Here is an 11,848-nt window from a genome sequence, read left to right as displayed (position 1 = left end):
GGCCCCGACCGCGGCTGCTGCCGCCGCACCGGCCGCCGCGCCGCGCGCGCCGGCGCCCCAGCTGGTCAGCGGCCTGCCGGACTTCACCAACCTGGTCGAACAGGTCGGCCCCGGCGTGGTCAACGTCGAAACCACCATCGTGCGCAGCAACCGCCAGGCCCGTGGCATGGGCCCGGGCGGCGACGATGAGATGCCCGAATTCTTCCGCCGCTTCTTCGGCCCCGATTTCCAGATGCCGGGGCAGGGCCCCGGTGGCCAGGACGACAGCCCGCGCATCCAGGGCCGCGGCATGGGCTCGGGTTTCATCATCTCCGCCGACGGCTATGTGCTGACCAACTACCACGTGGTCGCCGACGCCAGCGAGGTGAAGGTCAAGCTCGGCGACCGACGCGAGTTCACCGCCAAGGTGATCGGCAGCGACCAGCAGTACGACGTGGCCCTGCTCAAGATCGACGGCAAGAACCTGCCGACCGTGCGCGTCGGCGATTCCAATACGCTCAAGCCGGGCCAGTGGGTGGTCGCGATCGGCTCGCCGTTCGGCCTGGACCACTCGGTCACCGCCGGCGTGGTCAGCGCGGTCGGGCGCAGCACCGGCGGCGCGGACCAGCGCTACGTGCCATTCATCCAGACCGACGTGGCCATCAACCAGGGCAACTCGGGCGGTCCGCTGCTCAATACCCGCGGCGAAGTGGTCGGCATCAATTCGCAGATCTTCTCCGCCTCCGGCGGTTACATGGGCATCAGCTTCGCGATCCCGATCGACCTGGCCATGGGCGCGGTCGAGCAGATCAAGAAGACCGGCCGGGTGACCCGTGGCCAGCTGGGCGCCGCGGTCGGCCCGATCGACGGGCTCAAGGCACAGGGTCTGGGCTTGTCCGACAGTCGTGGCGCGCTGGTCAACGAAGTGGTCGCGGGCAGCGCGGCGCTCAAGGCCGGTATCGAGCCGGGTGATGTGATTCGTTCGGTCAATGGCAGCCCCATCAACACCTTCAGTGATCTTCCCCCCGCCATCGGCGCACTGCCGCCGGGTTCCAAGGTGCGGCTGGGCGTGGTGCGCGATGGCAAGGAGCGTGAGCTGACCGCCACGCTGACCGCCCAGGCCGAAGACGCCGAGGCAGGCAGCCCGCGTGCAGCCGCTGCCCCGGATGCGGCCCCGCAGACGGGCAGCAATGCCCTGCTCGGGCTGGAAGTGGCCGATATGACGGCCCCGCAGCGCAAGCAGCTGGGCCTGGAGGCCGGCGAGGGCGTGCGCATCACCCGGGTCAACGGCCAATCGGCGCGTGATGCACAGTTGTCGCCGGGGTTGGTGATCCTGCAGGTCGGCCGTACGCCGGTCGGCAGCGTGGCGGCGCTGGACAAGGCGCTGGCCGGTTACAAGAAGGGCGATGTGGTCATGCTGCTGGTTCGTGCCAACGGCAACAGCGCCTTCGTGGCGGTCAAGGCCGGGCAGTAAATTCCCGCCACCACTGCGTTTCCGGGCCCGCTTCGGCGGGTCCGGTCGTTTTGGGAGCCCATTCACGCCAATCGCCGCAATGGCCCACGCGGGAGCGGGCCGGCCATGCGATAATCCGCAGTCATCCTGACGACGCGACGCGCCGCCGCCACCTATGTCTTCTGATTCGATGCGGTTCATCCGCAACTTCTCCATCATCGCCCACGTCGACCACGGCAAGTCCACGCTGGCCGATCGCATCATCCAGCTTTGCGGCGGCCTCCAGGCCCGTGAAATGGAGGCGCAGGTGCTCGACTCGAACCCGATCGAGCGCGAGCGTGGCATCACCATCAAGGCCCAGTCGGTCTCCCTGCCGTATGTCGCCAAAGACGGCCAGACCTACCACCTGAACTTCATCGACACCCCCGGGCACGTCGACTTCTCCTATGAAGTCAGCCGCTCGCTGGCCGCCTGCGAAGGCGCGCTGCTGGTGGTCGATGCGGCCCAGGGCGTGGAAGCGCAGTCGGTGGCCAACTGCTACACGGCGGTCGAGCAGGGGCTGGAAGTGGTGCCGGTGATCAACAAGATCGACCTGCCCACCGCCGACATCGATCGGGCCAAGGCCGAGATCGAGGCGGTGATCGGCATCGATGCCACCGACGCGGTGGCGATCAGCGCCAAGACCGGCCTGAACGTGGTGGACGTGCTGGAGGCGATCGTGCAGCGCATTCCGCCGCCGGTGCCGCGTGATACCGACAAGCTGCAGGCGCTGATCATCGACTCGTGGTTCGACAACTACCTGGGCGTGGTCTCGCTGGTGCGCGTGATGCAGGGTCAGATCAAGGCCGGCGACAAGCTGCAGGTGATGTCCACCGGCCGCAATCACCAGGTCGAGAACGTTGGCGTGTTCACCCCCAAGCGCAAGGTGCTGCCGACGCTCGGTGCCGGTGAAGTGGGCTGGGTGACGGCGAGCATCAAGGACGTGCACGGCGCGCCAGTCGGCGACACCCTGACCCTGGCCGCCGATCCGGCGTCCACGCCGCTGCCGGGCTTCCAGGAAATGCAGCCGCGCGTGTTCGCCGGCCTGTTCCCGGTCGATGCCGAAGACTACCCGGACCTGCGCGAAGCGCTGGACAAGCTGCGCCTGAACGATGCCGCGCTGCGCTTCGAGCCGGAAAGCTCCGAGGCGATGGGCTTCGGCTTCCGCTGCGGGTTCCTGGGCATGCTGCACATGGAAATCGTGCAGGAGCGCCTGGAGCGCGAGTACAACCTGGACCTGATCAGCACCGCGCCGACCGTGGTCTATGAAGTGCTCAAGACCGACGGCACCATCATCAACATGGACAACCCGGCCAAGCTGCCGCCGGTGAACATGGTCGATGAGATCCGCGAGCCGATCATCCGCGCCAACGTGCTCACGCCCGAAGAGTACATCGGCAACATCATCAAGCTGTGCGAAGAAAAGCGCGGCAGCCAGATCGGCATCAACTACCTGGGCAGCCAGGTGCAGATCAGCTATGAGCTGCCGATGGCCGAAGTGGTGCTGGATTTCTTCGACAAGCTGAAGTCGGTCAGCCGTGGCTATGCCTCGCTGGACTATCACTTCGTGCGCTTCGACGCCGGCCCGTTCGTCCGCGTGGACGTGCTGATCAACGGCGACAAGGTCGACGCGCTGTCGCTGATCGTGCACCGCAGCCATGCCGACCGCCGCGGCCGCGAGCTGTGCGAAAAGATGAAGGAACTGATCCCGCGGCAGCAGTTCGACGTGGCCATCCAGGCGGCTGTCGGCTCGCAGATCATCTCCCGCACCACGGTCAAGGCCATGCGCAAGAACGTGCTGGCCAAGTGCTATGGTGGCGACGTTTCGCGCAAGAAGAAGTTGCTCGAGAAGCAGAAGGAAGGCAAGAAGCGCATGAAGCAGGTCGGCCGCGTGGAGATCCCGCAGGAAGCCTTCCTGGCCGTGCTGCAGATGGACAAGTAAGGCCGGATGGCTTTCCCGGCGGCGGCAGACGGCACCGTACGGTGTCGCCCGGCGCGAGGGGAACCACCCCCCGCACCGCTGCAATCGTTCCCAAGGACACTGCATGAAATTGTTTGAGATTCTCCTGGTCGTACTGACGTTGGCCTCGGGCCTGATCCTGCTCGGCGAGAAGCTCTACTTCGCCAAGCGCCGCGCCCAGCGCGCCGGCCTGCTGGACACCGAGCCGGTGATGGTCGACTACGCCCGGGCGTTCTTCCCGGTGCTGGCGATCGTGCTGGTGGTGCGCAGCTTCATCGCCGAACCGTACAAGATCCCGTCCAGCTCGATGATGCCCAACCTGCTGATCGGCGATTTCATCCTGGTCAACAAGTTCTCCTACGGCCTGCGCCTGCCGTTGAACAACGCCAAGATCGTGCCGCTGGGTGAGCCCAAGCGCGGCGACGTGGTGGTGTTCCACTTCCCGGGCCATTCGGACACCGACCCGGCCAAGGGCGAGAATTTCATCAAGCGGGTGATCGGTATTCCGGGCGACCAGATCGTGTTCCAGGGCAATGGCCTGATCCTCAATGGCGAGCCGCTCAAGTACGACAACAAGGGCCTGTACGCCGGCCATCGCGGCCAGGGCGAGGGCAGCTCGCTGCTGGTCGAGCACCTGCCGGGCCGTACCCATACCGTGCTGGAAACCGACTATCCGCGTGGCGAAGGCCAGTGGACCGTACCGGCGGGCAAGTACCTGGTGATGGGCGACAATCGCGACAACAGCGATGACGGCCGTTTCTGGGGTCTGCTGCCGGAGGAAAATCTGCGCGGCAAGGCCTTCCTGATCTGGCTGAACTGCTCGGGTTGGTTCTGCAAGGACGGTTTCGAGCCCTCGCGGATCGGCTCGAGCATCAATTGATCCATCACACAAGCGTATCTGGGGAGAACGCAATGAAGACGATGAACACGCAGCGTGGCATGACCCTGACCTCGTTCCTCGTGGTCCTGATCGTGGTCGGTTTCGGCCTGTATATCGGCATGAAGCTGTTCCCGATGTACCAGGAGTACTACGCGGTCCGCTCGGCACTCAAGAGCCTGGCCAAGGAGCCGGGTGTCGGCAACATGGAGCCGGCGCGCGTGCAGGATATGTTCTTCAAGCGGTTGTACATCAGCTATTCGGAAAACGTGAAGCCGGCCAATGTGAAGTTCGACCGGATCAGTGGTGGCTGGAACATGAAGGTCAACTACGAGGTCCGCCGTGAACTGCTCGGCAACCTCGATGTGGTTGGCAAATTTGATACGAACCAGGAACTGACCCTCAACGGTGTCGACTAAGACTTTCCAACGCGGTGACCCCATCGGCCACCCCTTCCAGGATCCGGGCCTGCTCCAGCAGGCCCTGACGCATCGCAGTGCCGGCACGCCCAACAATGAGCGGCTGGAGTTCCTCGGCGACAGCATCGTCAACATGATGGTGGCCCAGGCGCTGTATCAGCGCTGGCCCAAGGCCGACGAGGGCGCGCTGACCCGTGCCCGCGCCGAGCTGGTGCGCGAAGGCGCGCTGGCGGTGATCGCCCGCACCCTGGAGCTGGGCGACCGGCTCATCCTGGGGCCGGGTGAGATGAAGACCGGCGGGCACCGCCGCGACTCGATCCTGGCCGATGCGCTCGAGGCGGTGGTGGCCGCGATCTACCTGGACGCTGGCTTCCATGCGTGCCAGAGCGTCGTGCTGCCCTGGTTCGGTCCCTCGATGGATACGCTGCCGGCCACCGGCAAGCCCGAAAAAGACCCCAAGACCCGCCTGCAGGAATGGTTGCAGGCCCGGCAGAAGACATTGCCGCTCTATGAGCTGCTGTCAGAGTCGGGTGATGATCATGCCAAGACCTTCCGGGTACGCTGCGGCGTAGCCGATCCCGCTGTCAGCACCGAAGGCGAAGGTGCCTCGCGACGGCTGGCCGAACAACAGGCGGCTGCGGCCGCCCTCGAGCAACTGGATTCCAAGTGAGCGAAGCAATCCCCCATCGTTGCGGCAGCGTGGCGGTCATCGGCCGTCCCAATGTCGGTAAATCCACCCTGACCAACGCCCTGGTGGGCGCCAAGGTCAGCATCGTTTCCAACCGCCCGCAGACCACGCGGCACCGGCTGCTCGGCATTGCCAGCTACCCGGAAGGGCAGCTGGTGCTGGTGGACACCCCCGGCCTGCACCGTGTTCAGAAGCGCGCGATGAACCGGGTGATGAACCGCGCCGCGCGTGGCTCGCTGGAAGGCGTGGACGCGGGCATGCTGGTGATCGAAGCCGGTCGCTGGGACGAGGAAGACACCCTGGCTTTCAACGTCCTCAGCGACTCGGGCATCCCGGTGGTGCTGGTGGTCAACAAGGTCGACAGGCTGAAGGACAAGGCCGCGCTGCTGCCGTTCCTGCAGCAGGTCACCGAAGGCCGCAACTTCGCCGCCGTGCACCCGATTTCGGCGCAGAAGCGCAACGGGCTGGAAGCGCTGGTGCGCGACCTGCTCAAGCTGCTGCCCGAAGCCCCGCCGATGTTTGGCGAGGATGAGATCACCGACCGCAGCCAGCGCTTCCTGGCCGGCGAGCTGGTCCGCGAGCAGCTGATGCGCCAGCTCGGCGAAGAGCTGCCGTATGCCACCACGGTGGAGATCGAGCGCTTCGTCGAAGACGGCAACCTGCTGCGCATCGGTGCGGTGATCTGGGTCGAACGCGAAGGCCAGAAGGCCATCGTGATCGGCAAGGGCGGCACCCGCCTGAAGGACATCGGCGCCAAGTCGCGCATGCAGATGGAGCGGTTGTTCGACGCCAAGGTGTTCCTGGAGACCTGGGTGCGCGTGCGTGAGGGCTGGTCCGACGACGAAGCCGCGCTGAAGGCCTTCGGCTACGAATAAGCCGGGCAGGCGTGCCGTCCGAGGACGGCCGCCGGCCTGCCACCCGCCTGCCGTTGACGGCTGAGCCATGCGCATCGACGACGAACCTGCTTTCGTGCTGCATGCCCGGGCCTGGCGTGAGACCAGCCTGCTGGTGGAAGTACTGACCGAGCAGCATGGCCGGCTCGGGTTGCTCGCGCGCGGCGTGAGCAGCCCGCGCAGCCAGGCGCTGCGCGCCGCCCTACAGCCGCTGCAATGGATCCGTTTCAGCGCGGTGCAGCGCGGCGAACTGGCCCAGCTGCGGGGCGCTGAGGCGCTCGACGCGGCGCCTCGGCTCGGCGGCGAGACGATGCTGGCCGGCTTCTACATCAATGAACTGATCATGCGCCTGGCACCCCGCCAGGACCCGCTGCCCGAGTTGTACGACCATTACGGCCTGGTGCGCCAACGGCTGCGCGACGGTGAACCGCTGGCCTGGACCCTGCGCCGGTTCGAGCGCGACCTGCTGGAAGCGCTCGGTTTCGGGTTCGATCTGGCCCACGGCAGTGAGGGCGAACCGGTCGATCCGGCCGCCCGCTACGAACTGGACCCGCAGGAGGGACCGCGCCGGCTGCTCAGCGAACGCGGCACCGACCCACGCCGGGGCACGGCCACCGGCAGTGCACTGCTCGCGCTCGCCGACGACCGCCAGCCGGGGCCTGACGACCTGGCCAGCCTGCGCCGCGGCATGCGCGCGGTGCTGTTGCACCATCTGGGCTGGCGCGGACTCAAGTCCTGGGAAATGCTCGAAGACCTGGCGCGTCGCCGCTAGGCGAGCGGTCCGGGCACGCCACCGTGCCCAACAGAACATCACCCGCTCCGGGCAGAGCCGGACCAAGCCCGGCTGCGCGCGCTCCCGGCATAGCCGGACCATGCCCGACTAGGCGCGCTCCCGGCAGAGCCGGACCAAGCCCGCTACGTGCGCTCCCGGCAGAGCCGGACCAAGCCCGGCTGCGCGCGCTCCTGGTAGAGCCGGGCCATGCCCGGCTGCCTTGGCCTCTGCCTCGGCCTCAATGCAGCAACGATTCCACTGCCGCCTGGAATCGCGTATGCGCACCACTGGACTGCGGCGCCTGGTGCAGTTGGCGCACCGCGCGCGCCAGCCGTGCGGCGCCGACAAACCCACAGCTGGCCTGGAGCCGGTGCAGTTGCCCGTGCAGCGCGCGCGCATCCTGCTGCAGCAGGGCCTGGGCGACCGCGTCACGGACCCCCGGCAGCTCGGCCAAGAACAGCTCGCGCAGCGCGATCAGGTGATGGCGTTGCCCATTCAGCGCGGCCAGGGCGGTGATTTCGTCCCAGTCCTCGCGCTCGGCGTCCGCGCCGGTGCCCAGTGCCGAGGGCGCGCTGCCGGGGCTGTTGACCAGGGCGCGCCGCACCGCCTTGAGCAGCTGCTCGCCACTGAGCGGCTTGACCAAGGTCTCGCTGAAGCCGGCATCGCGCAGCCGCGCGTGGATGCTGGTGTCGCCATCGGCGGTATGCGCCAGCGCTGGGGTGTCCGGGCGTGACAGGCGCAGGGCCTGCAACAGCTCGGTGCCGTTGCCATCGGGCAGGTTGACGTCGATCAGCCACAGGTCGTGCTGGCCGCTGCGAGCCCGATCCATGGCCGTGGCCAACGAATCGGCGGTGTCCACCTCGGCGGGAAGGGCTTCCAGCGCGGCCTTGAAGAAGCCGCGGCTGATGGTGTCGTCCTCGACGAGCAGGAATCGGGGCATGGGATCCCGCGGGGTCATCTGCATTTGTGGCTGCCTCCATGTCAGCTATGCGCCATATTAAACATGCGCACGCGCGCTGCAAGCGGTTACAGGGGTGCTTTTGGCAGTCCGAGCTGCGTATCTGCGACAATACGCACCCTTTTTGCCCGCAGCCTGTTGCCACGTGGCCCGAACCCGCTCCCGCCTCGACCGTACGCCGTTCCAGACCGACATCCTCGACCTCAGCCACGATGGCCGTGGCGTGGCCCGCCGCGAAGGCGAGGGCAGCAAGGTCACCTTCATCACCGGCGCGCTGCCGGGTGAAGTGGTGAGCGCTGAACCGACCGCCCGCAACCGCCATTTCGACGAAGCGCGCACCCTGGACGTGTTGCAGCCCTCGCCGCAGCGGGTGACGCCGCGCTGTCCGCATTTCGGCGTCTGCGCCGGTTGCGTGCTGCAGCATCTGGAGGAGTCGCAGCAGATCGTGGCCAAGCAGCGGGTGCTGATGGACAACCTGACCCGGATCGGCCACGTCACCCCCGGCACGGTGTTGCCGCCGCTGGTCGGTGACAGCTGGGGCTACCGCCGCAAGGGCCGGTTCTCGGTGCGTCGGGTCGAGAAGAAGGACAAGACCCTGGTCGGCTTCCGCGAGCAGGATCCGCGCTTTGTGGCCGACCTGTCGCAGTGCCTGACCGTGATCCCGGAGATCGGCAGCAAGGTCGGGGTGATGGCCGCGTTCATCGAAACCCTCGATGGCAAGCGCGATATCCCGCAGATCGAATTCATCGCCGGCGATGACGCGATCATGTTGACCATCCGCCACATGCAGCCGCTCACCGATGCCGACCGTGCGGCCTGGACCGCCTTCGGGCAGGAACATGGCTTTGCCATTTCGCTACAGCCCGGTGGCGTGGAATCGGTGCACCCGCTGTGGCCGGCGGAGGTGCCGCTGTCGTTCAAGCTGGCGCCGTGGGATGTCGAGCTGGCGTTCCGCCCGCTGGACTTCATCCAGGTCAACGCCAAGCTCAACGTGAAGATGATCGCGCTGGCCCTGGAACTGCTTGACGCGGGCCCGGACGAGCGCGTGCTCGATCTGTTCTGCGGGCTGGGCAACTTCACCCTGCCGCTGGCGCGCACGGTGCGCGAAGTGGTCGGCGTGGAGGGCGAGGCCGGGCTGGTGGCGCGCGCGAAGGAAAATGCGGCGCGCAACGGCCTGGACAACGCGCAGTTCTTTGCCGCCGACCTCACCCAGGACCAGCGGCAGACGCCGTGGATGCGCCAGGGCTTCGACAAGCTGCTGCTGGATCCGCCGCGTTCGGGTGCCATTGAAGTGCTGCAGCAGCTGCCGTTGAAGCAGTTCAAGCGCATCGTCTACGTCAGCTGCCATCCCGGTTCGCTGGCCCGCGATGCCGGCTACCTGGTCAACGAGCAGGGCTTCACACTGGTCAGCGCCGGTGCGATGGACATGTTTCCCCACACCGCGCACGTGGAGAGCATCGCGGTGTTCGAGAAGCGCTGAGCGCTGACCGCAGGCCGGCGACCGGTACGGTCGCCCTCGTCACCGCGGGTGGACGCCTGCTGATGAGTCAACCGTCGTCACCGCGGGTGGACGCATGCCGACCAGGCAACCGACGCACCGCTGGTAGGCGCACGCCGGGACCGGTCCCGGCGGCGGCGCGGATGCCGGCAGGGTCGGACCCGAGTCGACGGGCGGCGCTGCGACCGCGTCCGGGAACGCATGCCCCTGATCGAGGGCAACGGTGGGCTGCATGCGCGGGGATGCCGGGCCTTCGCTGGGAACCTGCCATCGTCGCGCTGAGGCCTGCCATTGGCAGTCGACTGGCGTCGCCCCTGCCGAGGCGATACGCGGTGCGGCGCTGGCGACCTCGCGTCAGCCCCAGCGTCGCCTACCGATCGGCATTGAGAGGAGCGTTCTGCCACTGCCCCTGTGCATCGAACACATACGTCTGCGGCTCGGTGCCGCGCTCGGTGCCATCGCCTGCGGTGACCTCGCAGGTGATCTCCGCCGCGTAGGTGCTGCGCAGCTCGCAGTCCTGAATCGCCCGGACCTGCAGCCGCTTCTGGGAGGCCCGCATCTCCCCGCGCGCCGTGGCATCCGTGATGCTGTCCATGCGCTCGTCGAGTCGTTCGCTGAGCAGCGCACGGGCGCGTTCGCGCGGAGGAACCGGCGCCGGCACATCTGCTTTTTCCAACGCCCAGCCCATGCCCTGCGGAACCAGGCGCAGCATGCGGTAGCGGGTCCTGATGCCGATCTCCATGCCGACCAGGCACTCGTACGCGCCGCTTACGTCAGCGCTGGCGAAACACGGCCCGTGCTCGAACCCGCGCGGGGTGAACATCGCGTGCAGCACCAGATCCTGGGTGGAGGCGGCCGGCTTCTTCTCCGCGTCGATCATCGCCAGGATCGACGCCTCGATCTGCGCGTGGGTCGGCGGCGTGGCAGCCACGGCGCTCAGCGGCAGCAGCGACAGCAACGAGGAGGCGAGCAGGTGGTTCATCGGGCGTCCTTGCAGGGCAGCCAAACAGTATAGAAGCACGCCTCGGCCGCGTCCCCACGATCGCGCATACTGTGCACATGGGCATTGAAATCGAACGCAAATACCTCGTCACCGGCGATGGCTGGCGCGCCGCCGCGCACGCGGTGATCCCGATGGCGCAGGGCTATCTCAACGACACCGCCTCGCTGGAGCGCGGCGCGCAGAAGGCCTCGGTGCGCGTGCGCATCCAGGGTGAGCAGGCCTTCCTCAACATGAAGTCGCGCGAAATCGGGCACACCCGCCAGGAGTTCGACTACCCGATCCCGGTGGCGGATGCGCGCGCGTTGCTGGCGCTGTGCGTGGGCGGGCTGATCGACAAGCGGCGGCACCTGGTGCATCACGGCGGCCTGGTCTGGGAGGTGGACGAGTTCCTCGGGGACAACGCCGGGCTGGTGGTGGCCGAAGTCGAGCTGGAACACGCCGACCAGGCCATCGACCTGCCCGCGTGGGCCGGCACCGAGGTTACCGACCACGTCCGCTACTACAATCTGGCGCTGGCCGCGCACCCGTTCTCGCGCTGGTCGGCTGCTGAACGGGGCTGAGCCCCATCTTGCAATCGCCCCGGGCGGCCCACAGTCTGGTCGGATGAAAATCGATATCTGGTCCGACGTGGTATGCCCCTGGTGCTGGATCGGCAAGCACCGTTTCCAGCAGGGCCTGGCCCTGCTGGGTGACGACGCCCCGCAGGTGGAGGTGCACTGGCATCCGTTCCTGCTCGATCCCGATGCGGGCGTCACCCCGGTGCCGCTGCGGCAGGCCTACGCCGCCAAGTTCGGCAGTGCCGAGCGCACCGAACAGATCCTGTCCCAGACCCAGACCGCCGCGCGCGCCGAGGGCCTGCCGATGGACTTCGACCAGGGCCAGGTGCGGGTGACCACGCTGCCGGCGCACCGCGTGCTGTGGCTGGCCGGGCGTGAAGGCGTGCAGGGCCCGGTGGGCGAGGCGCTGTTCCGTGCCCATTTCGTCGAAGGCCGCAACCTGGCCGACCCGCAGACACTGATCGACGCCGCCGCCGCAGGCGGCATCCAGGCCGAGCGGGTGACCGCGCTGCTGGCCGGCGAGGAGGGGCTTGAGGAGATCCAGGCCCAGCTCACCCAGGCCCAGGCCATGGGCATCCAGTCGGTGCCTACCTTCGTGGTCAATGATCGCTATGCCATCCAGGGCGCCCAGCCGCCGGAGGCCTTCGCGCAGGCACTGCGCGAGATCGCCGCGGCGACGCCCGATGCCGCCGGTCCGGCCGACGGGGCCCACTGCGGCCCGGACGGCTGCGCCTAGGTGAATATGCGGCGAC

Annotated in this window: 12 protein-coding genes; 10 read left to right on the top strand and 2 right to left on the bottom strand. The window is 67.5% G+C overall.

Annotated elements, in window-relative coordinates; genetic code table 11:
- The 7 genes from AC1DR7_RS14815 to recO form a co-directional block, all read left to right on the top strand.
- Positions 1-1,453 (top strand): DegQ family serine endoprotease (locus AC1DR7_RS14815; RefSeq protein WP_478076533.1); only part of this gene is annotated, 1,453 nt, incomplete at its 5' end.
- Positions 1,454-1,622: 169 nt separating this feature from the next.
- Entirely contained in the window at positions 1,623-3,413 is a 1,791-nt protein-coding gene (gene lepA, locus AC1DR7_RS14810) for a translation elongation factor 4 (protein WP_256775917.1), read from the top strand.
- A 103-nt stretch (positions 3,414-3,516) separates the two neighbouring features.
- The gene (gene lepB / locus AC1DR7_RS14805) at positions 3,517-4,311 is read left to right on the top strand and encodes a signal peptidase I (RefSeq protein WP_256775840.1); all 795 of its coding nucleotides are present in this window, start codon (positions 3,517-3,519) and stop codon (positions 4,309-4,311) included.
- A gap of 32 nt (positions 4,312-4,343) precedes the next feature.
- Positions 4,344-4,727: a DUF4845 domain-containing protein gene (locus AC1DR7_RS14800; protein WP_256775841.1), complete on the top strand. Its 384-nt coding sequence runs from the start codon at positions 4,344-4,346 to the stop codon at positions 4,725-4,727.
- Positions 4,717-5,397, top strand: a complete 681-nt coding sequence (gene rnc, locus AC1DR7_RS14795) for a ribonuclease III (protein ID WP_256775842.1) — start codon at positions 4,717-4,719, stop codon at positions 5,395-5,397. Before AC1DR7_RS14800 ends, rnc begins: the two co-directional genes overlap by 11 nt.
- Complete coding sequence (era, locus tag AC1DR7_RS14790; RefSeq protein WP_256775843.1) at positions 5,394-6,290, top strand: GTPase Era; 897 nt, start codon at positions 5,394-5,396, stop codon at positions 6,288-6,290. Before rnc ends, era begins: the two co-directional genes overlap by 4 nt.
- Before the next feature lie 67 nt (positions 6,291-6,357).
- Positions 6,358-7,080 (top strand): DNA repair protein RecO, encoded by a 723-nt coding sequence (recO, locus tag AC1DR7_RS14785; protein ID WP_478051414.1) that lies wholly within the window; start codon positions 6,358-6,360, stop codon positions 7,078-7,080.
- 238 nt (positions 7,081-7,318) lie between these two features.
- Here the strand turns inward: recO and AC1DR7_RS14780 are convergent, their stop codons facing one another.
- Entirely contained in the window at positions 7,319-8,044 is a 726-nt protein-coding gene (locus AC1DR7_RS14780; protein WP_457318868.1) for an Hpt domain-containing response regulator, read from the bottom strand.
- A 139-nt stretch (positions 8,045-8,183) separates the two neighbouring features.
- Between AC1DR7_RS14780 and rlmD the strand changes: the two genes are divergently transcribed.
- Positions 8,184-9,518 carry a 23S rRNA (uracil(1939)-C(5))-methyltransferase RlmD gene (gene rlmD / locus AC1DR7_RS14775; protein WP_457318869.1) on the top strand — a complete coding sequence of 445 codons (1,335 nt, stop codon included), beginning with the start codon at positions 8,184-8,186 and terminating at the stop codon, positions 9,516-9,518.
- 388 nt (positions 9,519-9,906) lie between these two features.
- Here rlmD and AC1DR7_RS14770 read toward each other — a convergent pair whose 3' ends face one another.
- Positions 9,907-10,518, bottom strand: coding sequence for a hypothetical protein (locus AC1DR7_RS14770; RefSeq protein ID WP_457318870.1), 612 nt, complete (start codon positions 10,516-10,518; stop codon positions 9,907-9,909).
- A gap of 77 nt (positions 10,519-10,595) precedes the next feature.
- Here AC1DR7_RS14770 and AC1DR7_RS14765 point away from each other — a divergent pair, with 77 nt between their 5' ends.
- Both AC1DR7_RS14765 and AC1DR7_RS14760 read left to right on the top strand, forming a co-directional pair.
- Positions 10,596-11,099, top strand: a complete 504-nt coding sequence (locus tag AC1DR7_RS14765) for a CYTH domain-containing protein (RefSeq protein WP_457318871.1) — start codon at positions 10,596-10,598, stop codon at positions 11,097-11,099.
- A 43-nt stretch (positions 11,100-11,142) separates the two neighbouring features.
- Positions 11,143-11,832 (top strand): DsbA family oxidoreductase, encoded by a 690-nt coding sequence (locus tag AC1DR7_RS14760; protein ID WP_457318872.1) that lies wholly within the window; start codon positions 11,143-11,145, stop codon positions 11,830-11,832.
- The last annotated feature ends 16 nt before the right edge of the window (positions 11,833-11,848 follow it).

It is taken from the genome of Stenotrophomonas sp. P5_A9 (assembly GCF_056400525.1).
The sequence above is the reverse complement of the archived record's forward strand: the minus strand, read 5'-3'. Positions and strand labels throughout refer to the sequence as shown.